A 22,810-nucleotide genomic window follows, 5' to 3' on the forward strand; every position below is an offset into this window, starting at 1 on the left:
GCAGTATGCATGAGGCATGTTGTGCGCCATTTGATTCATATCAAATTGTTACAAAAAATGCTTATCCGTCCTTAAGAATTCTCTCCCCCTCTTTTTCCATATCGTCAAATTGTCCACTGTAGATCGCCCACCAGATGCCACCGATGATAAAAAACACCAAAACAACCGACAGGGGAACCAAGAAGTACAGGATATCCATCAGATTTTCCGTTCAATCCGGGCGTCTTTTGACAGACGCAATGCATTGAGAACCACTAACAAGGAACTGCTGGCCATGCCCAGACCTGCCAGCCAGGCCGGTAGCAGTCCGAATACCGCCAATGGCACGCAGACCGCGTTGTAAATGGCCGCCCAGCTCAAATTTTGCCTGACGATGGTCAGCGTGCGTCTGGACAGCAAAAGTGCATCAACCACATTCATCAAACGACCACCCGACACCAAAAAATCGGCCTGGGCCTGGGCCAGCGGGACGGCTTGGCCAAAAGCAAACGACACATGAGCGCCAGCCAGCACCGGTCCGTCGTTCAGCCCATCGCCGACCACCGCCACCTTGTGGCCCTGTTCCTGGGCGGCGCGCAGAAAATCAAGCTTGTCCTGGGGTGAACAATTGCCACGCGCCTCGGTGATGCCCACTTTGTAGGCCACACGGTGCGCCGCCTCGCTGGCATCGCCCGACAACAAGTGCACGCGGATACCCGCACGCTGCAAGGCGGCCACCGTCTCCAGGGCGTCCGGACGAATATCTTCCTGAAACTCAAAACTGGCCAGCCAGCCTGCATCGTCACTCAAATGCACTTGCAAGGCATTGGCATTGGCCGGCACCACGCCACAAAAACTGGCCGAGCCCAGGCGCACGGATAAACGCGGTTGGACAGCGTCCACAGTGCCCACCTTGGCGCTGATCCCCTGCCCGGCCTGCTCGGTGACCTGATCCAACTGCCAGGGCCCGGCGACCTTTGACGAACTGGCTGCGATGACCAAGGCCCTTGAGAGCGGATGCAAAGAATATTGTGCCAGCGCCGCCGCCAGGCTCAGGGCCTGGTGCGATGTCGTTCCCGCGCGCACATGAATTTGATTGACCACCATGGCGTCACGCGTGAGAGTTCCGGTCTTGTCAAACATCACGGTGTCCACGCCGGCCAGGGACTCAAAGGCATCCAGGCGCCGCACCAGCACCGCGCGCCGGGCCAATGCCCCCGCGGCAGACAGCATGGCAGCAGGCGTGGCCAGTGACAGGGCGCAGGGACAGGTCACGATCAGCACGGACACGGCCACCATCAAGGCCCGTTCGGGGTCGGTTTGCCACCAGTAGGCACAGGCCAGGCCGGCGGCAACCAATACCGCGATCAGGAAAGGCTTGGCAATGGTGTCAGCCAACCGGGCCAGCGAAGGTTTGCTGGTGGAGGCGCCTTCCATGAGGTTGACGATCTGGGCAAAACGCGTTTCTGCGCCCACCCGATCAACCCGCATTTGCACCATGGCCGACAGGTTATGGCTGCCGGAGATCACATCATCGCCGACCTGACGTGTCAGGGGCCTGGACTCCCCCGTCAACAACGCCTCGTCCACCGAGGTGTGCCCCTGCAACAGCACGCCATCGGCAGGAAAGGCCTCCCCTGGCAGAACGCGGATGACATCACCGACCTGTAAGCGGCGCACTGGCACGCGCTCAAAATTCCCGTCCGATTTGAGCCGCAAGACACTGTTTGGCAAGCGGTTCATCAAGGTCTCGAGGGCGCCCGCCGTTCGGTCGCGCAGACGCAACTCAAGCCAGCGTCCGGCCAGCAGGAAAAAAACAAACATGGTCAAGGAGTCGAAAAACACCTCATGACCAAAAATACCTTTCGGATCAAAGGTGCCGGCGCTACTGACCAAGAAAGTGATCAGCATGCCCAAGGCCACCGGCAGGTCCATGCTGACGCGTCGATGCAGCACATCGCGCCAGGCGCTGCTGAAGAACGGGCCACACGAGAAGAAAATCACCGGCAGGCTCAAAACCCAGGAAGCCCAGCGCAGCAACTGCTCCATTTCAGAACTCAGGTCGCCCGGCTGAGCCACGTAGGCGGGGTAGGCGTACATCATGACCTGCATCATGCACAGGCCAGCGACCATCATGCGCCACAGCGCCTTGCGCGACTCGGCAAGGCGGCGCTCACGGGCAAAGGCATCGTTGGCAGGAAGTGCCCGGTAGCCGGCGTCATGGACCGCCTGCATCCAGAGTGAGGGCGCCACCGCTTGCGATTGCCACACCACCTTGGCCCGGTGGCTGCCCGAACTGACCTCAACATCGCGCACGCCGGGCACCCCTTTGATGGCGTCTTCGATGGTCAGCGCGCAGGCAGCGCAATGCATGCCTTCAATCAGGACATTGGACTCCCAGCATCCGGCTTGTTGCGCCAACGGGCGGCTAAAAGCTGTCCATTCCTGTTCGTCATCGAGCAAGGCCAGTGCCTCCACAGGCGACTGCTCATGAGGCGCAGTACCGCTACCGTCTTTTGACAATACAGGTCTGGGTTCATCAAAAGCGGGGAAACTGGGTATCGGAATCGGCATGGAGCCGAGTTTACCGACGAGAGCTGTAATTTACCTGACATTTGTCAATTTCAAAATTTCTCAAGCCGGTGTATGCTGAGGCTTTCAACCCGCTGGAGACAAGCATGTACGACAAAATTCTTCTCGCAACCGATGGCTCGACCCTGTCAAAAAAAGCCGTCAGCAGTGCCATTTCCCTCGCTGCCCTCACCGGCGCCAGTCTGGTGGCCCTGAAAGTGGTTCCCCGTTACCCGCAAAGCTATTTTGAAGGCGGGCTGGCGCTGCAAGCGGCTGAAGTAGGCCGCATTGAAAAACAATGGTCCGAGGAGGGTCAGGCTGTGGTCGACGAGGTCAAGAAAACGGCCGAGGCGCAAGGGGTCAAGACGCGTGCCCTGACGATCAAGTCGGACGTGGTCTCGGATGCCATCATTTCCACAGCGCGCAAGCACAAGTGCGATCTGATCGTGATGGCCTCCCATGGTCGCAAGGGGGTCAAGCGCTTGCTGCTGGGCAGCGAAACCCAGCAGGTGCTGACCCATTCGCATATTCCCGTGCTGGTGCTGAGATAACCCGCCTCAGCGGTACTGCTCGCGCAACAGATTTTTCTGGACTTTGCCCATGGCGTTGCGCGGCAGGTCGGCCACGACATGGCACTGTTTGGGCACTTTGTAATTGGCCAGGCGCGCTTTGAGCTCAAGCAAAATCCGCCCCGCGTCCAGCGCAGCGCCGGGTTTGGCCACCACCAGCGCCACCCCCACCTCGCCAAAATCGGCATGCGGCACGCCCACCACGGCACTCTCTGCCACGCCGGGCAAATCGTTGATGAAGCTCTCCAGCTCGGCTGGGTAAACGTTGTAGCCGCCGCTGATGATGAGGTCCTTGCTGCGGCCCACGATGGTGACAAAGCCCCCGGCGTCCACCCGTCCCACGTCGCCCGTCTTGAAGAACCCGTCTGCGGTGAATTCTTCGGCTGTTTTTTCGGGCATGCGCCAGTAGCCGGCAAACACGTTCGGGCCCTTCACCTGGATGTCGCCGATCACACCCGTCTTCACCGCAACCCCCTGCCCGTCCACGACCCGCAAATGCACCCCTGGCAAGGGCATGCCGACGGTGCCACCGCGGCGTTCGCCCTGGTAAGGATTGGATGTGAGCATGATGGTTTCGCTCATGCCATAGCGTTCCAGGATGGTGTGGCCCGTGCGCTCCTGCCAGGCCGTGAAAGTGTCGAGCAACAGCGGAGCCGAGCCGGAAATGAACAAGCGCATGTGCTGCACCGCCGCTCTGTCCAGTCCTGCTTCAGCCAGCAGGCGCACATAAAGCGTCGGCACCCCCATGAATACCGTCGCCCGAGGCAAATGCGCAAGCACCACCTTCGGATCAAATTTGGCGAGCCAGATCATCTTGCTGCCGTTGATGAGCGCGCCGTGAATCGCCACAAACAAGCCATGCACGTGAAAAATGGGCAGGGCATGAATCAATACATCCCCGCCCTCCCCAGCACTTCGCCAGCCCCAGTAGTCTTTCAGCACCAGCGCATTGCTCAGCATGTTGCCGTGCGTCAGCATGGCCCCTTTGGAGCGCCCGGTCGTGCCGCTGGTGTAAATGATGACCGCCAGGTCCTCGGGCCTTTTGGGCGCTACCACCTGGTGGTCAGAGGCATGGGCTGCACGCTCCAGCAGGGTTCCAGTGCGGTCGTCATTCAGGGTAAAAACCCAGGCCGTCCCCGCCTTGAAGGCCAGTGTGCTGACCCAGCCAAAATTTGGCGCACTGCACACCACCACGGCAGGCTCGGCGTTGCCAATGAAATACCCTATTTCTGCACTTTGGTAGGCCGTGTTGAGTGGCAGAAAAACATAGCCGGCGCGCAGCGTGGCCAGGTACAGCATCAGCGCTTCCACCGATTTTTCGACCTGCACCGCAATGCACGCGCCTTCCGGCAAGCCCAGCGATTGCAGAAAATTGGCCATCATGGCGGTGCCACGGTCCAGGTCGCGCCAACTGTAGTGCTGGCCCGCATCGGTTTCGATGGCGGTCGCGTTCAGGTCGGCCGGAAAGGCATGGCGCAAGTGCGCATAGAGATTGGCAGAAACTTCAGACAAAGTGGTTTCCTTATGGGTTCCGGTGAATCGAAGGGTTGGCGCGGATGTTTTGTCAGAACGAGGGCAGTCGTTTTTCCAGAAAAGCGGTGATGCCTTCGCGCTGCTCGGGGCTGTCGGCATAGGCGTAGGCAGTGGCGACCAACGCCGGCAACGGGTTCTCGGAGAGGGCACGCAACGTTTGCTTGTTCAAACGAGCCGCTTGGGGTGCCATCTGGCAGATGCGTTGTACGCTGGCCAGAGTCAGCTCGCGGATATCCACATCGGCGACAACCCGGCTCAAAAAACCGCGCTGCAGCATGTCGGGTGCGCTGAAAACTGCGGCCTCCAACAGCATCTGGCGTGCCGTCGCCAGCCCCATCTCGCGCGCGACCAGCGCCGCTTCACGCGGTGCCATCGGAAAGCCCAGCTTGGCAATGGGCGCACCAAAACGGGCCGACTCCCCCGCCAGGCGAATGTCGCAACAACTGGCGATCTCGACCCCGGCCCCCATGCAATTGCCCTCGATCTGGGCCACTATCGGCACATCGCAAGCCAGCATGGCACTCAGGGCGCCCCACACTTCCTGCTCGTGAAATTCACGCAGGGAAGCCTCCTCGAACCTGAAACCTGGGTATTCCGAAATGTCACCACCGGCGCAAAAGTGGGCGCCGTCACCCGCCACCAGCACACAGCGCAATTCAGTCAGGCACTGGATGCGCTCAAAGACCGCCCGCAAGTCGCGCCACATGGTGCGGGACATCGCGTTATGGCGCTTGGGGTGACTTAGCGTGACACGCGCCACGCCCGCGACTTGCTCAAACCTGATTCTTGCCGGCATGCTGCATCCGATGCTACTTGCCTGACTCTTGCGGCTGCGCGCCAGCCCACCACCACAAGCCCAACCCACCCACCATCATCGGCAGGCACAGCCACTGGCCCATGCTCATGCCGAGTGACAGCAACCCAAGGTGCGCGTCAGGCTCGCGGAAAAATTCGGCGATGAAGCGAAACAAGCCATAACCCAGCAAGAACATGGCCGCCACCTGACCCCGGGCTCGCGCCTTGCGGGCATAAAACCAGAGCAAGACAAACAGCAGCAGGCCTTCGAGTAAAAATTGGTAGACCTGTGACGGGTGGCGCGGCAAGTCACCCGCCCCCCGGAACACCATGCCCCAAGGCAGGTCAGGACTGGCCACCCTGCCCCACAGTTCCCCGTTGATAAAGTTACCCAGGCGCCCGGCTGCAAGCCCCGTAGGCACACAGGGCGCGACAAAGTCAGCCACCTGCAACCAATGCCGGCCGCGCGAATGCGCGAACCAGAGCATGGCCACAATCACGCCCAGCATGCCACCATGAAAACTCATGCCACCCTGCCACACGGCAAAGATCTCAAGAGGATGTGCGGCGTAATACAGCGGCTTGTAAAAAAGGCAGTAACCCAGGCGCCCACCCAGCACGACACCCATCACGCCCAAAAACAGAATATCTTCTACGTCTTGTTTTTTCCAGGCTTGTGGACCCGTGATAGAGACAAAGGGCGCGTGCTGAAGACGCAAACGTCCCAACCACACGAACAGGCCAAAGGCGGCCAGGTAGGTCAGTCCATACCAATGGACAGCCAAGGGGCCGAGTTGCAACGCAACCGGGTTTATTTCTGGATGAATCAGCATGGCTCCGACTCAGCGCTTCTTGTTCTTGTAGTTGGCGTCCAGCGCGCTCTTGGTTCGATTCCGCCGATCCTGCATGCGCTTTTCTTCAATCTCCATGGCCTTGCGCTTGGTGTAGCCCGAGGCATCGGCCCAGGTCCACCAGAGCACGGCCAGGGCAAATGGGGTCAACATCCACCACCAGGACCAATCCGCCAGGGGCCCGATCTCCAGATACTTCAACAGCAGCAAAACAACACCCAGACCCAGAAAATACATAGTCGCCTTTCATACCCAAGGATAAAACCCATTGCATTGCAACACGGCGTTTGCGCGCTTACTACAATGGCATCGCTGACACTCTAACCCATCTTTTCAAAGGACTGCCGCATGACGCGAACTCTTTTTGCCTTGCTCGCCACCGTTCTGGTCGCGGCGCCAGCGTTGGCAGACCAGGCGCTGGCACAAAAAAAGAACTGCATGACTTGCCACGCCGTTGAGAAAAAGGTTGTGGGACCGTCCTACAAGGATGTGGCCAAAAAATACGCTGGGCAGAGCGTTGAAGCCAAACTGGCCACCAAGATCAAACAGGGTGGCTCGGGTGTATGGGGTGCCATTCCCATGCCGGCCAATTCTCAGGTCAGCGATGCCGAAGCCAAACTGTTGGCCGCATGGGTGTTGTCGCTCAAGTAAGCGCTGCTTGGCCACTGAGCTTGCCCTTAGCGGGTGCTCCAACAGAAAAAGCCCGCAATTGCGGGCTTTTTCAATCAGGCTTCACTGACTTCAGTAGGCTTGACCCAACTGACCCAAAATGGCCGGATTCTCCAGCGTGGAGGTGTCCTGGGTGATGTTTTCACCCTTGGCCAGCGAACGCAGCAGGCGGCGCATGATCTTGCCCGAGCGGGTCTTGGGCAGGTTTTCACCGAAGCGAATGTCCTTGGGCTTGGCAATCGGGCCGATTTCCTTGGCCACCCAGTCACGCAACTCCTTGGCAATCTGTTTGGCTTCGTCACCGGTCGGCACGCCGCGCTTCAACACCACAAAGGCGCAAATCGCTTCACCCGTCAGGTCGTCCGGACGGCCCACCACAGCGGCTTCGGCCACCAGGTCGGTCTTGGCCACCAGCGCCGATTCGATCTCCATGGTGCCCATGCGGTGACCCGACACGTTCAACACGTCATCGATCCGGCCCGTGATACGGAAGTAACCGCGGTCTTCCGAGCGCACCGCGCCGTCGCCGGCGAGGTAATAGGTGCCGCCCATTTCAGCGGGGAAGTAGCTGGACTTGAAACGATCGGGGTCGTTCCAGATGGTGCGGATCATCGAAGGCCAGGGGCGCTTGACGACCAGCATGCCGCCCGAACCATTGGGCACATCATGGCCGGCCTCGTCGACGATGGCGGCCATGATGCCGGGCAGTGGCAGCGTGCAGCTACCGGGCACCAGCGGCGTGGCACCGGGCAGCGGCGTGATCATGTGACCACCGGTTTCGGTTTGCCAGAAGGTGTCGACGATCGGGCATTTCTCGTGGCCGATGTTCTTGTAGTACCACATCCAGGCTTCCGGGTTGATGGGCTCGCCCACCGAACCCAGGATGCGCAGGCTCGACAGATCGGAGCGGTCCGGATGGACTTTTTCGTCACTTTCAGCCGATTTGATGAGCGAGCGGATGGCCGTGGGTGCGGTGTAGAAAATCGTGCACTTGTGGCGCTCGATCATCTGCCAGAAACGCCCGGCGTTCGGGTAGGTGGGGATGCCTTCAAAAATGATTTGTGTGGCGCCCGCAGCCAGCGGGCCGTAGGCCACGTAGGCATGGCCGGTGATCCAGCCGATGTCGGCGGTGCACCAGAACACATCGTCTGCACGCAGGTCGAAGGTCCAGTCCATGGTCAGCTTGGACCACAGGACAAAACCACCGGTGGCATGCTGCACGCCCTTGGGCTTGCCGGTCGAGCCGGAGGTAAACAAGATGAACAACGGGTGCTCGGCGCCCACCATGACCGGCGCGCACTCGGTGCTTTGGCCTGCCAGCGCTTCGGTGAAGGTGACATCACGACCAGCCACCATGTTGCAGGGGCTGTTGGTGCGCTCGAAGACAAACACGGTCTTGATGGATTCGCAGCCACCCAGGCCCAGGCCCTCGTCCACGATGCCCTTCAGGGGCAACTGCTTGCCACCGCGCATCTGGAAGTTGGCGGTGACCACGGCCACGGCACCAGCGTCGATGATGCGCTCCTGCAAGGCCTTGGCCGAGAAACCGCCAAACACCACGCTGTGGGTGGCGCCGATGCGGGCGCAAGCCTGCATGGCAATCACGCCTTCGAGCGTCATGGGCATGTAGATCAGGACGCGGTCGCCCTTCTGGATGCCCTTGGCCTTGAGTGCATTGGCGAACTGGGAAACCTTGGCAAGCAGCTCCTTGTAGGTGGTCTTGGTGACTGCACCGTCGTCGGCTTCAAAAATCACGGCGACCTTGTTTTCATTGGGCGTGCCCATGTGCTTGTCAAGGCAGTTGGCCGAGGCATTGAGCTCACCATCATCAAACCACTTGTAGAAAGGCGCATTGGATTCGTCCAGCGTTTTCGTAAAAGGCTTGTTCCAAACCACGTTTTCACGGGCCAGACGGGCCCAAAAGCCCTCGAAATCTTTTTCCGCTTCAGCGCACAGGGCGTTGTAGCCTTCCATGCCCGAAATACGCGCAGCCTTGACGGTCGCCTCGCTGGGCGGGAAAACACGGTTTTCAACCAACATGGATTCAACAGCAGTTGTGGGTGTAGTCACGGATAAGTCTCCTCTAGTTAAACAAAGTTCGCCCGATAATGTCACGGCTGGCACTTACATGCCACTGACTGTCACGCGCCTGACAGCACGCCCCATAAAATCAGGTCGACCAAACTTTAATTCAATCAAAATGACCCTGCCTGTCACGCCGCCAAGTCGTCCCTTGCGCCCCATTCCCCGCCTTATTTTTGCCAGCCGCTGGCTGCAATTGCCGCTGTACCTGGGCCTGATCCTGGCGCAAGCGGTGTATGTCTTTCACTTCTGGGTTGAACTGGTGCACTTGCTGGAAGCCGCTTTTGGCAGCGAGCCGGCGCTGCAGGCTTTGATCAACAGCATTGGCTACAAGGCCGACGCCCCCGTGACCCATTTGAACGAAACCATCATCATGCTGGTGGTGCTGGCGCTGATCGACGTGGTCATGATTTCCAACCTGTTGATCATGGTGATCGTGGGCGGCTATGAAACCTTTGTCAGCCGTTTGAACCTGGAAGGCCACCAGGACCAGCCCGAATGGCTGGACCATGTCAACGCCTCGGTGCTCAAGGTCAAGCTGGCCACCGCCATCATCGGGATCAGCTCGATCCACCTGCTCAAGACCTTCATCAATGCCGCCAATTACAGCGACAAGGTGCTGATCGCCCAAACGGTGATCCACATTGCATTCTTGTTCTCGGCCATGGCCATCGCCTACACCGACCGGCTGATGTCACACCCGCCGGCAGCGCCGCACTGACGTTTCTTCAGGCTGCGCGCTGGTGCGCCAGCGCCATCACCTGCTCAGGCGGCAACGCCTTGAGCTTGTGGTCGCTCCAGACCTGGCGCCAGCGCCGCGCACCGGGCAGCCCATGGCGCAAGCCCAGCATGTGGCGGGCAATGGTTTGCCAGGGCGTGCCGAACATCGCGGCCTGCTCGCTCATGTAGACCACCATTTGCCGCTCGATGGTTTCGCGGGTCAGCTCAGCCTGACCGGCATCGGCATAAAACTGGGCGTCCCACTGACTGAGCCACCAGGGGTTGTGATACGCCTCGCGGCCCAGCATGACGCCATCGACCTGCTCCAGGTGTTGCGCAATCTGGTCGGTCTGCGTGATGCCACCGTTGATGACGAATTCAAGCCCGGGGAAATCCTGTTTGAGACGGTACACCGCCTCGTAGCGCAAGGGCGGTACCTCGCGGTTGTCCTTGGGGCTCAGACCCTGCAGCCAGGCGTTGCGCGCATGCACGATGAAGGTGCGGCAACCGGCCAGACTCAGCGTACCGACAAAGTCGCGCACAAACTCATAACTCTCGGTTTTGTCAATGCCGATGCGGTGCTTGACTGTGACCGGAATCGACACCGCATCCAGCATGGCTTTCACGCCGTCAGCCACCAGGCTTGGCTCACGCATCAGGCAGGCACCAAAGGCGCCACGCTGCACCCGCTCGCTGGGGCAACCGCAGTTCAGGTTGACTTCGCTGTAGCCCCAGTCCTCGGCCATGCGCGCACACTGTGCCAGGTCGGCAGGCTCACTACCACCCAATTGCAGCGCCACAGGCAGTTCGGCCGCGTTGAAATCGAGGTGGCGCGCCCGGTCGCCATGAATGAGGGCGCCAGTGGTCACCATTTCGCTGTAAAGCAGGGCATGGCGCGACAGCAGCCGGTGAAAGTACCGGCAATGCCGATCGGTCCAGTCGAGCATCGGGGCAACGCAAATTTTGTGGCTGATCACAGAAAAAGAAAAATGGTTCAGAGGTCGCGATTTTCCCCTGCAAATCATGGTCCTTGACCGCAATGGGATAATTTGCCCCATGACGATCACCATCAAAGACCCCGAAGGCATTGCCGGCATGCGCATCGCCGGCCGCCTGGCCGCTGAGCTGCTGGACTACCTGGCTCCATTTGTCAAACCTGGCATCACCACCAATGAACTTGACCGGCTGGCCGAGATCCACACCACACAGGTGCTGGGCGCCATCTCGGCGCCACTGAACTACGCACCCGGGGGGCACGACCCCTACCCCAAATCGATTTGCACCTCCATCAACCACCAGGTCTGCCACGGCATACCCAACGACAAGCCGCTCAAGAAGGGTGACATCATCAATGTTGACGTGACTGTCATCAAGGACGGCTGGCATGGCGACTCCAGCCGCATGTACATGGTGGGCGACGTGTCGGTGGCAGCGCGCCGGCTTTGCAAGCTCACCTATGAAGCCATGTGGAAGGGCATCATGAAGGTGCGCGAGGGCGCCTACCTGGGCGACATCGGTCATGCCATCCAGACCTTTGCCGAGAGTCAGGGCCTGAGCGTGGTGCGCGAGTATTGCGGTCACGGCATTGGCCGGAACTTTCATGAAGATCCTCAGGTCCTGCACTACGGCAAACCCGGCACGCTCGACCAGCTCAAGGCGGGCATGACCATCACCATCGAGCCCATGCTGAATGTCGGGCGCAAGGACATCAAGGAACTCGGTGACGGCTGGACCATCGTCACCAAGGACCACTCGCTGTCGGCGCAATGGGAGCACACGGTGCTGGTCACGCCCACGGGGTATGAGGTGCTGACGCTGTCTGCCAACAGCCCGGCCATACCGGAATTTGTCAAACCGGCCGCGCCGGCTGTCGCCCTGGCGGCTGTGTGACCGGTTTCAACGGGTCCCCCCCATGTCCGACCTGAAAAGCCTGCGGGAGCAGTTCCGCGCCAAAAAGGCCGCACTTTTTCAGTCGCTGGCAGAGGGTGGAAAAAGCACGCGCGGGGTCGGCGGCACGCTGGCCAAGCTCGCAGCCCTGGCCGATGACACGCTGAAGACCCTATGGCTGCGCGCCGCGCTCCCGTCCTCGCTAACCTTGGCTGCCGTGGGTGGCTACGGCCGCGGCGAATTGTTTCCGTATTCGGATGTCGATGTGCTGGTGTTACTGTCCGATGACATCGCGCTGGACCTGGATGCCGACCTCAAGTCCCGCATCGAGGGTTTTATTGGCAGTTGTTGGGACGCGGGACTGGAAATTGGCTCCAGTGTGCGTTCGGTAGCCGACTGCCTGAGTGAGGCACGCCAGGACGTCACCGTGCAAACTTCCTTGCTGGAGTCACGCCTGATCACCGGCAGCCCGGAAACCTATGACCAGTTCAGGCGCAAATTTGTCGCGGCCCTTGATCCGCGCGCTTTTTTTGTCGCCAAAACCCTGGAGCTGAACCAGCGCCACAGCAAATTCGACAACACGCCCTATTCGCTCGAGCCCAACTGCAAGGAATCGCCCGGCGGTCTGCGGGACCTGCAGGTCATTTTGTGGGTGGCGAAGGCGGCAGGTCTTGGCAACAATTGGAACGAACTGGCCAAAAATGGCCTGGCCACGGCCTTCGAGATCCAGCAAATCAAGCGCAACGAAGCCCTGTTGTGGCTCATTCGCACCCGTTTACACCTGATTGCCAAACGCCGTGAGGACCGGCTGATCTTCGACATGCAAAACGCCGTGGCGCAGGCCTTTGGCTTTGAAGCGCCACCCGTTTCAGCCGACAAGCGCTCATTCGTTCGCCCCAGCGAAGCGCTCATGAAACGTTATTACTGGGCCGCCAAGGCGGTGACCCAACTCAACCAGATCCTGCTACTCAACATTGAAGAGCGCCTGAGCCCGAACATGCATGAGCCGCGTCCCATCAATGCGCACTTTTCCGACAAGGCGGGCATGCTCGAAGTGGTCAGTGACGACCTCTACCGGCGCGAACCACACGCCATCCTGGAAACCTTTCTGGTGTTCCAAACGGCCGGCATGAATGGTTTGTCAGCGCGCACATTGCGTGCCCTGTACAACGCGCGCGACCTGATGGACGGCGCCTTTCGCAAGGACCCTGTCAACCGCGACCTGTTCATGCAGATCCTTAAACAGGACAGCGGCATCACCCATGCCATGCGGCTGATGAACCAGACCTCGGTGCTGGGGCGCTACCTCTGGGCCTTTAGAAAAATTGTCGGGCAGATGCAGCATGACCTGTTTCACGTCTACACCGTCGACCAGCATGTGCTGATGGTGTTGCGCAATGTGCGGCGTTTCTTCATCGTTGAACACGCCCACGAGTACCCGTTTTGCTCGCAGCTCGCCAGCGGCTGGGACCAGCCTTGGGTACTGTATGTGGCCGCCTTGTTCCATGACATTGCCAAGGGCCGGGGCGGTGACCACTCGCAACTGGGCGAAATCGAGGCGCTGCGCTTTTGCAAGCAGCACAACGTGAGCCGGGAAAACACCGAGCTCATCGCCTTTGTGGTGCGGGAACACCTGACCATGAGCCGTGTGGCACAGAAAACCGACCTCAGCGACCCTGATGTGATTGCGGCCTTCGCCAAAAAAGTCGGCAGCGAACGCTACCTCACCGCCCTTTACCTGTTCACCGTGGCCGACATTCGCGGCACTTCGCCCAAAGTTTGGAACGCCTGGAAAGGCAAGCTGCTCGAAGACCTGTACCGGCTGAGCTTGCGCGTGTTGGGGGGCCACACCGCCGACCCTCATGTCGAAGTGGAGGCGCGCAAGCGTGAGGCGCTGATCCAGTTGGCCCTGCACGCCCAGCCCTTCCAGGCGCACAAGGCCTTGTGGGACACCATGGACGTGGGCTATTTCATGCGCCATGACGCTGCTGACATTGCCTGGCACACGCGCCAGCTCTCGCGCCACGTCAATTCAGGCAAATCCATCGTTCGGGCCCGCTTGTCGCCTCTCGGAGAAGGCCTGCAGGTACTGGTCTACACCCCCGACCAGGCCGACCTGTTTGCCCGCATTTGTGGCTACTTCGAGCACCGCGGCTTCAGCATTCTGGACGCGCGTGTGCACACCGCCAACAACCACTACGCGCTCGACACCTTTCAGGTCACCGCCCAGGCCATGCCGGAGCTTTACCACGAGCTGGCCAGCATGGTGGAGGCTGAACTGGTGCGCGCCATTTTGCAAACCGGACCGCTGCCCGCGCCCGGCAAGGGGCGGGTGTCACGACGCGTCAAGAGTTTCCCGATCACGCCACGGGTCAGTCTGCAACCTGACGAAAAAGGCCAGCGCTGGCTGCTCAACATCTCGGCCAGCGACCGGGTTGGTCTGCTCTACAGCATCGCCCGCGTGCTGGCGCGGCACAAGGTCAACGTGCAACTGGCCAAGATCAACACCCTGGGCGAACGCGTGGATGACACCTTTTTGATCGACGGCCCCGAGCTGCAAGAAAACAGGGCGCAAATCGCCATCGAGACCGAGGTGCTGGAGGCGCTGGCTTAATCGTCGGCGCTGTCAAGCTCCGGAAACAGCACCGAGGTAAAGCCGAACTGGCTGAAGTCGCGCACCCGCATCGGGTAGAGCTTGCCGATGAGGTGGTCGCATTCGTGCTGCACCACGCGGGCGTGAAAACCTTCCACTGTGCGTTCAATGGGGTCCCCATATGGGTCAAAGCCGGTGTAACGAATCTGCTCGAAACGCGGCACCTTCGCGCGCAATCCGGGCACTGACAGGCAGCCCTCCCAGTCGTCCACCTCAGCCGCACCCAGCGGGGTGATCACCGGGTTGATCAGCACCGTGCGCGGCACCACCGGCGCCTGCGGGTAGCGCGGGTTGGCGCGGTCGGTGCCAAAAATCACCAGCTGCAAATCGACGCCAATTTGTGGTGCCGCCAACCCGGCGCCGTCTGCCGCGCGCATGGTGTCGAGCAGGTCGGTGATCAGCAGGTGCAGCGCATCGGTGTCAAACGCGGTCACGGGTTGGGCCACGCGCAGCAGGCGCGGGTCGCCCATTTTCAGAATCTCACGCACCGCCATCGAGCATCTCCTTCAATTGGTCTTCATCGAGCACGGCCACACCCAGCTCGCGTGCCTTGTCGAGCTTGCTGCCGGCCTCAACCCCGGCCACGACAAAGCTGGTTTTCTTGCTGACCGAGCCGGCCACCTTGCCGCCGGCGGCCTCGATCAGGGCCTTGGCCTCCTCCCGCCCCAGCGTGGGCAGGGTGCCGGTGAGCACAAAAGTCTGGCCGCTTAAGGGTTGGACCGCCACCGGCGCCGGCTCGCCCTCGGGCCAGGTCACGCCGCAGGCGCGCAATTGCTCGACCACCTCGCGGTTGTGCGCCTGGTCAAAAAAGGTGCGGATGCTTTTGGCCACGATCGGGCCGACGTCGGCCACCGCCAGCAAGGCTTCTTCCGGTGCGTCCATGATGGCGTCGAGCTTGCCGAAGTGGCGCGCCAGTGCCTTGGCTGTGGCCTCGCCCACATGGCGTATGCCCAGCCCAAACAAAAACCGTGGCAACGTCGTTTGTTTGGACTTCTCCAGCGCGTCCAGAATGTTCTGCGCCGACTTGTCAGCCATGCGCGCCAGCTTGGCCAGCGCCGTGAAGCCGAGCCGGTACAGGTCTGGCAGGGTGTTGATGATGCCGACATCCACCAGCTGGTCGACCAGCTTGTCGCCCAGGCCCTCCACCTCGACGGCTCGGCGCTGGGCAAAATGCAGAATCGCCTGCTTGCGCTGGGCGCTGCAAAACAGGCCGCCGGTGCAGCGGTAGTCGGCCTCGCCCTCCTCGCGCACCGCCGCACTGCCACACACCGGGCACTGCCGCGGCATGGTGAACACCGCCGGCGTGCCCACACGTTTGTCCAGCAACACGCTCACCACTTCCGGAATCACATCACCAGCGCGGCGTACCACCACCGTGTCACCGACCCGCACGTCCTTGCGACGCGCCTCGTCTTCGTTGTGCAGGGTGGCATTGGTCACGGTGACACCACCGACAAACACCGGCGCCAGTTTGGCCACCGGCGTCAACTTGCCGGTGCGCCCTACCTGCACGTCAATGGCCAGCACGGTGGTCAGCATCTCCTGGGCCGGAAACTTGTGCGCCACCGCCCAGCGCGGCTCGCGCGTGACAAAACCCAGTTGGCGCTGCAGCGCCAGGCTGTTGACCTTGTAGACCACACCATCGATGTCAAAGCCAAGGCCATCGCGCTGGGCGCCAATGGCCGCGTAGTAGGCCACCAGCGCGGGAGCGCCTTGCGCGCACTTGACTAGCTCAGAGACCGGAAAACCCCAACTTTTCAGGGTCTGCAGCATCTCGAAATGGCTTTGCCAAACCGGCCCACCCACGTCAGGCGGGGTGACCGCACCAAGTCCGTAGGCATAAAAACTCAAGGGCCGCTGCGCCGCAATGGCCGGGTCGAGCTGACGCACGGCACCGGCCGCGGCATTTCGCGGGTTGACAAAGGTCTTTTGCCCGGCGGCGCGCTGCTTGTCGTTGAGCGCCTCGAAGTCGTCGCGGCGCATGTAGACCTCGCCGCGCACTTCCAGCACCGCCGGTGCATCAACAGGCAGGCCTAGCGGAATCTGGCCAATGGTGCGGATGTTCTGCGTCACGTCTTCGCCTACCTCGCCGTCGCCCCGGGTGGCGGCCTGCACCAGCACGCCTTGTTCGTAACGCAGGTTCATGGCCAGGCCGTCAAACTTGGGCTCGGCCACATAGTCGATGGCCGCATCCGTCGGGCTCAAGCCCAATTCACGGCGAATGCGCGCGTCAAAGTTCTCAGCGCCACTGGCCTCGGTATCGGTTTCGGTGCGAATACTCAGCATCGGCACAGCGTGGCGCACCGGGGCAAACTGGTCCAGTGGCTTGCCACCGACGCGCTGGGTCGGTGAGTCCGGCGTAACCAGCTCGGGATGGCGCGCCTCCAGGGCCTGCAACTCGCGAAACAGCCGGTCGTATTCGGCATCGGGCAGGGTCGGCACATCCAGCACGTAATAGCGGTGCGCATGCTCATGCAGGGTCCGGCGCAGTTGCGCCATCAGAGTGGCATCGTCCGGCGCGGGGGCAAACAAATCAAGGGTGCTCATGCACGCAGGGTCTCAGGAAAAAAGCCGGCGTGCCAGGGGGGAGCCCGCCGCCAGCTCACGCTGTGCCAGCAGGTCGTACAGCTGCTCCAGTTCCGACGCAATCACGGCCATGCCCTCGGGCGACACGGCGGCGCCCTGGTCGTCGGTCACCACGCCATCCATCTCGTGCGCCAAGGCATCGGCCAGCTCACGCAGGCGCTCGAAAGGCCGCTCGGTGCGGTCGACCTGTGCCACATCCAGGCCCAGCGTGATCTGGCGCAAAGCCGATTGGGTCGGGTCGTCCGCCAGCGCGGTGAGCGTGTCAAAGTTCAGGCTTACCACCGGCGGCTGGCCATTGCTGCTGGCCGGAATCACCAGGCGCCCCGCCATGGACCCCATGACAAAGCCAAGTCGCGCCGCAGTTTGCTGGATGTAGCTCGGGCTCCAGGCCGCGCGGCGCGCCTGCACCAGCAGCACCAGTTGGGCGTCGTGGCCGCTGGCGAATTGGTCCAGCTCGCGGGCCCGGTTGACCTCGTTGCGCATGGCTGGCAGGTCGGGCGTGCCGTTGATGGCATCGCAGAAATTCTGCGTCTTCATGACAAATTCGGAAAACTCGATGTCGTTGAGCGCGCCCGAGCGGTTGGCCAGCTGCACGCCCGCCTGCAACTGGCTGTAGTGCTGGCCCGCCGTCGGTGGCTCCCAGCGCTGCGTCTGAGCATTCAAGCCCTCGATGGAAAAAGGTTTGCTGCCCACGCGGCGCGTCGATGGCAGTGCGGCCAGCACGGCTTCGCCCGACACCGGGGCTTCCAGGGCGATCGGGGCCACCGCATCAATCAAGGGATCAAGCGCCGGTTTCTTTTCAGGCGCCGGACTGCTGGCAAAGCTGTCGCCATCCAGCGGGTGATCGCTCAAATGGGGCTCAATGCGCGCCTCCAGTCCCGGCTCCACCGGTTCGGCCTGGCGCGGTCTGTTTTTACGGGCCAGCCAAGCGTAATAAACGGCCATGGCGAGCAACAACAGCACGCCCACAACCAGCAGACTCAATTGCAAAGACATCATTCGCTCCAATCTGTCATCGACAGCGCGGCGTCCATGTCCACCGCAACAATGCGCGACACGCCCTGCTCCTGCATGGTGACACCGATGAGTTGTTTGGCCATTTCCATGGCAATCTTGTTGTGGCTGATGAACAGGAACTGGGTCTCCCGGCTCATGCGCGTCACCAGTTTGGCATAACGCTCGGTATTGGCGTCGTCCAGCGGCGCATCGACCTCGTCGAGCAAACAAAACGGCGCCGGGTTGAGCTGAAAAATGGCAAACACCAGCGCAATGGCGGTCAGTGCCTTCTCGCCGCCCGACAGCAGCGCAATGCTCTGGTTTTTCTTGCCCGGCGGCTGCGCCACCACCTGCACACCGGAGTCCAGAATCTCGTCGCCGGTGATCACCAAGCGGGCGTTGCCACCGCCAAACAGCTCCGGGAACATCTTGCCGAAGTGCTCATTGACCTGGTTGAAGGTGCCTGATAACAGCTCACGGGTCTCACCGTCAATTTTTCGGATGGCGTCTTCCAGCGTGGTCATGGCCTCCTGCAAGTCGGCTGTTTGCGCATCCAGAAACTGCTTGCGCTCGCGCGCCGCAGCCAGCTCGTCCAGCGCCGCCAGGTTGACGGCACCCAAGGCGGCAATGTCGCGGTTGATGCGGTCAATCTCGCCCTGCAGGCCTGCCAGGCGCACGTTGTCCTGAGAGATCGACAGCGCCACGGCTTCCAGGTCAGCCTTGGCGTCTGCCAGTAGCTGACTGTACTGCTCAAAGCCCAGCCTTGAGGCCTGTTCCTTGAGCTGGAATTCGGTGATGCGGGCACGCAGCGGGTCAAGATCGCGCTCGAGTTGCAGGCGGCGCTCGTCGCCGGCACGCAGCTTGGCGGTCAGGTCGTCGTACTGGCTGCGCTGGGCGCCCAGTTCCTGTTCGCGCAGCAGCTTGTCAGCCAGCGCCTGTTGCAAGCCCCCTTGCGCGGCGGCGTCGTTCAGGCGGACCAGCTCGGCCTGGGCGCGCTGGGTCTCCGCTGCCACGGCAGCCGCTTGGGCCACGGCGGTCTCGATGCCGCGCGACAGCTCGGCCTTGCGCGCATCCAGGCTGCGCAGGCTGAACGTGGCCTCCTGCTTTTCGCGCTCCAGGCTGCGCAGCTGCTCACGGCTGGCACCCAGGGTGCGCTCAGCCGCCATCACCTGGTCGTCCAGCTCGGCGTGGCTTTGTTGGGCATCGGCGAGCAGCATGTCGAGCTCTTCAAAGCGCCCTTCAGCGGTGACGCGGCGCTCCTGCAAGTCGTCGCGTTGTGCCTCCACCTCGGCCAGGTCGCTGGCGATCTGGGCACTTCGGCTGCGTGCCTGATCCGCCTGCTGGCTCAGTTGCAGGGTCTGCACCTGCAGCGCGTGGGCTTTTTGTTGCGCGTCCGCCGCTTCCTTGCGGCTGCTGGCCAGGCGCTGCGCCACATCGGCATAAGCAGCCTCACAGCGCACCAGCGCAGCGCGCGCCTCGTCGCTGATCAGCACCTGGGCGCGCAGCTGTTTTTCCAGGTTTTCAATTTCCTGGGCGCGCGCCAACAGGCCCGCCTGCTCCGAGTCGGGCGCGTAAAAACTGACGCTGTGACGGCCCACGGCATGACCGGTCCGGACATAAATGATTTCGCCGGGCAGCAATTGGTCGCGGCTGGCCAACGCGTCCTCCAGGCTGGCCGCGGTGAAGCAACGCTGCAGCCAGTCGTCCAGCACCGCTTTTTGGCCCGCGTCGTGCAGTCGCAGCAGGTCCGACAACCTGGGCAGCGTGCTGTGGGCCTGAACCGGTGCGGCGGATGGCGGGCTGTAAAAAGCCAGCTTGGCCGGTGGTGCGTCCTGGGCAAAAGCGCGCACCAAGTCGAGGCGGCTGACCTCCAGCGCGCCCAGGCGCTCGCGCAAGGCACCTTCCAGGGCGTTTTCCCAACCGGGCTCGATGTGCAGACGGCTCCACAGCCCCTGCAAATGGTCGAGTCCGTGCTTTTGCAGCCAGGGTTGCAACTTGCCATCGGTCATGACCCTGGCCTGCAGCGCCTTGAGTGCTTCCAGCCGGGCTGACAGCTCGGCCAGCAACGCAGACTCGCGGTTCACCGCCTGCTGTTGCTGGCGCCGGCGTTCATCCAGTTCAGGGGCACTGTCGGTCAGGGTTTCCAGGTGGGCCTGCGCCACCTCGGAGGCTTCTTGCGCCTGTTCCAGCACAAGCTGCAGTTCGGCTAACTTGTCTTCGTCGGGTGCCACCAAGCTGTTGCGGTCAGCCAGCAGGCGCTCACGGCGCGTGTCCATCTGGCGCGACTGTTCCTCAATGCCGCGCTGCTCGGCGGCCAGCACCCCAATTTGCTGCTGCACCTGGGCCACACTGGCGCGCTGGTCATTGGCAGCGCGCTGCGCTTGGCGCAAAGCCTCTTCGAGCGTCGGCAAGTGCTGCGCCTGTTCCTCCAGTTGGGCTGACAGCACCTCGTTTTTGTCCTCGCCCAGCAATTCAAGCTCAGCCAGGTCTTCCAGCGCGGCCTCGGCGTCCGTGCGGCGGGTCGCCCATTCGGTGGCCTGCTCGACCAAGGTGCGCAGCCGCAGCTCCACGCGCTGGCGCCCTTCCACCACAAAGCGGATCTCGGCCTCCAGCCGGCCCACCTCGGCACTGGCCTCATATAACCTGCCCTGCGCCTGATTGACCTGGTCACCAGCGGCGTAATGGGCCTGGCGCACCGTTTCCAGCTCGGACTCGATGTGGCGCAGGTCGGCCATGCGGCTCTCCAACGCGTTGACGGCAGCCAGGCCCTCGGCCTGAATCCGGCCCTGCTCCGTCTGTGACTCGGTGCGCTTCAGAAACCAGAGCTGGTGCTGCTTCAAGCTGCCGGTGGCGGCTAACGCGTTGTACTTTTGCGCGACTTCCGCTTGTCTTTCCAGCTTGTCGAGGTTGGCATTGAGCTCGCGCAGGATGTCTTCCACCCGGGTCAGGTTGTCCCGGGTGTCGCCCAAGCGGTTCTCGGTTTCGCGGCGGCGCTCCTTGTACTTGGACACCCCGGCCGCCTCCTCCAGGAACAGCCGCAGCTCCTCGGGTTTGCTCTCGATGATGCGGCTGATGGTGCCCTGGCCGATGATGGCGTAGGCACGCGGCCCCAGGCCGGTGCCCAGAAACACATCCTGCACGTCGCGCCGGCGCACCACCTGGTTGTTGATGAGGTAGCTGCTGTTGCCGTCACGGGTCAGCACGCGCTTGACGGCAATCTCGCCAAACTGGCTCCATTGGCCGCCGGCGCGGTGGTCGTCGTTGTCAAACACCAGCTCGACACTGGCGCGGCTGGCCGGCTTGCGCGTGGTGGTGCCGTTGAAAATCACGTCCTGCATCGACTCGCCGCGCAACTCCGACGCCTTGCTCTCGCCCAGCACCCAGCGCACCGCGTCCATGATGTTGGATTTGCCGCAGCCATTGGGCCCGACCACGCCCACCAGTTGCCCGGGCAGCAAAAAATTGGTGGGCTCGGCAAACGACTTGAAGCCTGATAACTTGATGGAATTGAGACGCACAGGGATCTGAAAAACGACAAAAGTGAGGAAGCAGCCCGGCGAACCGCCAAGCCGGGCACATCGAGGCGTCATGATAACTTGCTGCCAAGGCATCAGGTGCTGCCAAAGTGACCCGCCGTCGCCCGGAAGCCCATCCGGCGGGCTTGCCGCCGCAGATAATTGCGACATGCCCAACTCAAGCCCTGCTCAGCCAACCCACTTGCCCTTTCCTGCCGCTTCATTGCCGCCCGGTCCCAGCTCGCTGGGCGCGCTTTTTTGGGCCTTCAATGCCCTGGCACTGCAGGGTTTTGGCGGTGTGGTGGCCATTGCCCAACGCGAGCTGGTTGACAAGAAGCAATGGCTGACACCGGCCCAGTTTGTCGAAGACTGGGCGGTGGCCCAGGTACTGCCCGGCCCCAACGTGGTGAATCTGTCGTTGATGATTGGCGACCGCTACTTTGGCGTGCTTGGCGGCATGGTGGCCTTGGCCGGCATGCTGAGTTTTCCGATGGTCATTGTGCTGATCCTGGCCGCACTGTTTTCCGGTGTCTCGGATTCCGTGGCGGTGCAAGGTGCCTTGCGTGGCATGGGCGCGGTGGCGGCGGGCATGATTGTGGCCACGGGCCTGCGGCTGCTGTCTGCGCTGAAGGGCAACGTGCTGGGAAGCGCTGTTTGTTATGGACTGGCCGTCGTGACCTTTGTGGCGATTGCGCTGTTGCGGCTGCCGCTGATCTGGGTGCTGCTGAGCCTGGGCGGTCTGGGCGCGCTATGGGCCTACCGCCAGCTGGGCCGCCTTGAGAAGGGTGCGCCATGACGCCCGCCGACTGGCTGGCGCTGCTGACGCATTTTTTATCGCTGTCGCTGCTGGCCGTGGGCGGCGCCATCACCACCGTGCCCGACATGCACCGCACGCTGGTCGACCAGAACCAGTGGCTGTCTGACGGCCAGTTCAACGCCTCGATCGCCATCGCCCAGGCCGCGCCCGGCCCCAACGTGCTGTTTGTCGCGCTGATGGGCTGGCATGTGGGGCTGAACGCGGGTGGCGGGCTGGGCGCAGGCTGGGTCGGCTGGGGCAGTGCCCTACTGGGCGTGCTGTTGTCCATGCTGGGCATTTTGCTGCCCAGCACCACGCTCACCTTCGTGGCCAGCCGCTGGGGTCACCAGAACCGAGAACTGCGCGCCGTGCGTGCCTTCAAGCAAGGCCTGGCGCCGGTGGTGGTGGCTTTGTTGATCGCCACCGGATGGATCCTCACCGCCGCCCACGGCGCTAACCTGTCACATTGGCCGCTGTGGTTGCTGACCGTGGCCGTGGCAATGCTGGTTTGGCGCACCCGACTGCATTTGCTGTGGCTGTTGGGGGCTGGCGCGTTGGTGGGGGCTTTGGGCTGGGTTTAGTGTAAATCAACAGTCTCTATATTCTTT

At 62.0% G+C, this 22,810-nt stretch carries 19 protein-coding genes; 7 read left to right on the plus strand and 12 right to left on the minus strand.

Translation table 11 applies throughout. From position 1 onward, the window contains the following. Nucleotides 1-61 precede the first annotated feature (61 nt). Together ccoS and Q7U49_RS08175 are read right to left on the minus strand one after the other, a co-directional pair. On the minus strand, nt 62-199 hold the full coding sequence (gene ccoS / locus Q7U49_RS08170; protein ID WP_296159267.1) for a cbb3-type cytochrome oxidase assembly protein CcoS: 138 nt from the start codon (nt 197-199) through the stop codon (nt 62-64). Then, nucleotides 199-2,553: a heavy metal translocating P-type ATPase gene (locus Q7U49_RS08175; RefSeq protein ID WP_370653981.1), complete on the minus strand. Its 2,355-nt coding sequence runs from the start codon at nt 2,551-2,553 to the stop codon at nt 199-201. The genes ccoS and Q7U49_RS08175 overlap by 1 nt, the downstream gene beginning before the upstream one ends. Nucleotides 2,554-2,657: 104 nt before the next feature. Here Q7U49_RS08175 and Q7U49_RS08180 point away from each other — a divergent pair, with 104 nt between their 5' ends. Next, a complete protein-coding gene (locus Q7U49_RS08180) occupies nt 2,658-3,101 on the plus strand; it encodes a universal stress protein (protein ID WP_304763697.1) in 444 nt (147 codons plus the stop codon). Between the two features lie 6 nt (nt 3,102-3,107). Here Q7U49_RS08180 and Q7U49_RS08185 read toward each other — a convergent pair whose 3' ends face one another. Genes Q7U49_RS08185 through Q7U49_RS08200 form a run of 4 tightly spaced genes read right to left on the minus strand, consistent with a single transcriptional unit; the run spans nt 3,108 to nt 6,535 of the window. Beyond that, nucleotides 3,108-4,631, minus strand: coding sequence for a malonyl-CoA synthase (locus Q7U49_RS08185; protein WP_304763698.1), 1,524 nt, complete (start codon nt 4,629-4,631; stop codon nt 3,108-3,110). A gap of 52 nt (nt 4,632-4,683) precedes the next feature. Next, nucleotides 4,684-5,448 carry an enoyl-CoA hydratase/isomerase family protein gene (locus Q7U49_RS08190; protein ID WP_304763699.1) on the minus strand — a complete coding sequence of 255 codons (765 nt, stop codon included), beginning with the start codon at nt 5,446-5,448 and terminating at the stop codon, nt 4,684-4,686. Nucleotides 5,449-5,461: 13 nt separating this feature from the next. Next, the gene (gene lgt / locus Q7U49_RS08195; protein WP_304763700.1) at nt 5,462-6,280 is read right to left on the minus strand and encodes a prolipoprotein diacylglyceryl transferase; all 819 of its coding nucleotides are present in this window, start codon (nt 6,278-6,280) and stop codon (nt 5,462-5,464) included. 9 nt (nt 6,281-6,289) lie between these two features. Then, nucleotides 6,290-6,535, minus strand: a complete 246-nt coding sequence (locus Q7U49_RS08200; RefSeq protein ID WP_304763701.1) for a TIGR04438 family Trp-rich protein — start codon at nt 6,533-6,535, stop codon at nt 6,290-6,292. A 111-nt stretch (nt 6,536-6,646) separates the two neighbouring features. Between Q7U49_RS08200 and Q7U49_RS08205 the strand changes: the two genes are divergently transcribed. Continuing rightward, a complete protein-coding gene (locus tag Q7U49_RS08205; protein ID WP_304763702.1) occupies nt 6,647-6,949 on the plus strand; it encodes a c-type cytochrome in 303 nt (100 codons plus the stop codon). 90 nt (nt 6,950-7,039) lie between these two features. Here Q7U49_RS08205 and acs read toward each other — a convergent pair whose 3' ends face one another. After that, complete coding sequence (acs, locus tag Q7U49_RS08210) at nt 7,040-9,007, minus strand: acetate--CoA ligase (protein WP_370653985.1); 1,968 nt, start codon at nt 9,005-9,007, stop codon at nt 7,040-7,042. 160 nt (nt 9,008-9,167) lie between these two features. Here acs and Q7U49_RS08215 point away from each other — a divergent pair, with 160 nt between their 5' ends. Beyond that, nucleotides 9,168-9,770: a YqhA family protein gene (locus tag Q7U49_RS08215; RefSeq protein ID WP_304763704.1), complete on the plus strand. Its 603-nt coding sequence runs from the start codon at nt 9,168-9,170 to the stop codon at nt 9,768-9,770. 7 nt (nt 9,771-9,777) lie between these two features. Here Q7U49_RS08215 and dusA read toward each other — a convergent pair whose 3' ends face one another. Beyond that, on the minus strand, nt 9,778-10,794 hold the full coding sequence (gene dusA / locus Q7U49_RS08220; protein WP_305237551.1) for a tRNA dihydrouridine(20/20a) synthase DusA: 1,017 nt from the start codon (nt 10,792-10,794) through the stop codon (nt 9,778-9,780). Between the two features lie 31 nt (nt 10,795-10,825). Here dusA and map point away from each other — a divergent pair, with 31 nt between their 5' ends. Continuing rightward, nucleotides 10,826-11,659, plus strand: a complete 834-nt coding sequence (map, locus tag Q7U49_RS08225) for a type I methionyl aminopeptidase (protein ID WP_304763706.1) — start codon at nt 10,826-10,828, stop codon at nt 11,657-11,659. Between the two features lie 22 nt (nt 11,660-11,681). After that, entirely contained in the window at nt 11,682-14,270 is a 2,589-nt protein-coding gene (locus Q7U49_RS08230; RefSeq protein WP_304763707.1) for a [protein-PII] uridylyltransferase, read from the plus strand. Here Q7U49_RS08230 and def read toward each other — a convergent pair. From def to smc, 4 genes are read right to left on the minus strand one after another with little or no spacing between them, the layout of a single operon-like run. Then, the gene (gene def, locus Q7U49_RS08235; protein WP_304763708.1) at nt 14,267-14,803 is read right to left on the minus strand and encodes a peptide deformylase; all 537 of its coding nucleotides are present in this window, start codon (nt 14,801-14,803) and stop codon (nt 14,267-14,269) included. The two genes, Q7U49_RS08230 and def, sit on opposite strands and share 4 nt — an antisense overlap. Next, nucleotides 14,790-16,856, minus strand: coding sequence for an NAD-dependent DNA ligase LigA (gene ligA, locus Q7U49_RS08240; protein WP_304763709.1), 2,067 nt, complete (start codon nt 16,854-16,856; stop codon nt 14,790-14,792). Before ligA ends, def begins: the two co-directional genes overlap by 14 nt. A 12-nt stretch (nt 16,857-16,868) precedes the next feature. Next, entirely contained in the window at nt 16,869-17,894 is a 1,026-nt protein-coding gene (locus Q7U49_RS08245; RefSeq protein WP_304763710.1) for a cell division protein ZipA C-terminal FtsZ-binding domain-containing protein, read from the minus strand. Then, nucleotides 17,891-21,409: a chromosome segregation protein SMC gene (smc, locus tag Q7U49_RS08250; protein WP_304763863.1), complete on the minus strand. Its 3,519-nt coding sequence runs from the start codon at nt 21,407-21,409 to the stop codon at nt 17,891-17,893. Before smc ends, Q7U49_RS08245 begins: the two co-directional genes overlap by 4 nt. 166 nt (nt 21,410-21,575) lie before the next feature. Here smc and Q7U49_RS08255 point away from each other — a divergent pair, with 166 nt between their 5' ends. Then, a complete protein-coding gene (locus Q7U49_RS08255; protein WP_304763711.1) occupies nt 21,576-22,202 on the plus strand; it encodes a chromate transporter in 627 nt (208 codons plus the stop codon). After that, the gene (locus Q7U49_RS08260) at nt 22,199-22,783 is read left to right on the plus strand and encodes a chromate transporter (RefSeq protein WP_304763712.1); all 585 of its coding nucleotides are present in this window, start codon (nt 22,199-22,201) and stop codon (nt 22,781-22,783) included. The genes Q7U49_RS08255 and Q7U49_RS08260 overlap by 4 nt, the downstream gene beginning before the upstream one ends. Nucleotides 22,784-22,810 lie beyond the last annotated feature (27 nt).

The sequence above is a fragment of the Rhodoferax sp. genome, from assembly GCF_030653815.1.
GTDB lineage: Bacteria > Pseudomonadota > Gammaproteobacteria > Burkholderiales > Burkholderiaceae_C > Rhodoferax.

Excerpts from the sequence above, each read along its gene's own strand:
- ccoS (WP_296159267.1), bottom strand. The coding sequence starts at position 199 with ATGGATATCCTGTACTTCTTGGTTCCCCTGTCGGTTGTTTTGGTGTTT.
- Q7U49_RS08175 (WP_370653981.1), bottom strand. The coding sequence starts at position 2,553 with ATGCCGATTCCGATACCCAGTTTCCCCGCTTTTGATGAACCCAGACCT.
- Q7U49_RS08180 (WP_304763697.1), top strand. The coding sequence starts at position 2,658 with ATGTACGACAAAATTCTTCTCGCAACCGATGGCTCGACCCTGTCAAAA.
- Q7U49_RS08190 (WP_304763699.1), bottom strand. The coding sequence starts at position 5,448 with ATGCCGGCAAGAATCAGGTTTGAGCAAGTCGCGGGCGTGGCGCGTGTC.
- lgt (WP_304763700.1), bottom strand. The coding sequence starts at position 6,280 with ATGCTGATTCATCCAGAAATAAACCCGGTTGCGTTGCAACTCGGCCCC.
- Q7U49_RS08200 (WP_304763701.1), bottom strand. The coding sequence starts at position 6,535 with ATGTATTTTCTGGGTCTGGGTGTTGTTTTGCTGCTGTTGAAGTATCTG.
- Q7U49_RS08205 (WP_304763702.1), top strand. The coding sequence starts at position 6,647 with ATGACGCGAACTCTTTTTGCCTTGCTCGCCACCGTTCTGGTCGCGGCG.
- acs (WP_370653985.1), bottom strand. The coding sequence starts at position 9,007 with ATGTTGGTTGAAAACCGTGTTTTCCCGCCCAGCGAGGCGACCGTCAAG.
- Q7U49_RS08215 (WP_304763704.1), top strand. The coding sequence starts at position 9,168 with ATGACCCTGCCTGTCACGCCGCCAAGTCGTCCCTTGCGCCCCATTCCC.
- dusA (WP_305237551.1), bottom strand. The coding sequence starts at position 10,794 with ATGATTTGCAGGGGAAAATCGCGACCTCTGAACCATTTTTCTTTTTCT.
- map (WP_304763706.1), top strand. The coding sequence starts at position 10,826 with ATGACGATCACCATCAAAGACCCCGAAGGCATTGCCGGCATGCGCATC.
- Q7U49_RS08230 (WP_304763707.1), top strand. The coding sequence starts at position 11,682 with ATGTCCGACCTGAAAAGCCTGCGGGAGCAGTTCCGCGCCAAAAAGGCC.
- def (WP_304763708.1), bottom strand. The coding sequence starts at position 14,803 with ATGGCGGTGCGTGAGATTCTGAAAATGGGCGACCCGCGCCTGCTGCGC.
- ligA (WP_304763709.1), bottom strand. The coding sequence starts at position 16,856 with ATGAGCACCCTTGATTTGTTTGCCCCCGCGCCGGACGATGCCACTCTG.
- Q7U49_RS08245 (WP_304763710.1), bottom strand. The coding sequence starts at position 17,894 with ATGATGTCTTTGCAATTGAGTCTGCTGGTTGTGGGCGTGCTGTTGTTG.
- Q7U49_RS08255 (WP_304763711.1), top strand. The coding sequence starts at position 21,576 with ATGCCCAACTCAAGCCCTGCTCAGCCAACCCACTTGCCCTTTCCTGCC.
- Q7U49_RS08260 (WP_304763712.1), top strand. The coding sequence starts at position 22,199 with ATGACGCCCGCCGACTGGCTGGCGCTGCTGACGCATTTTTTATCGCTG.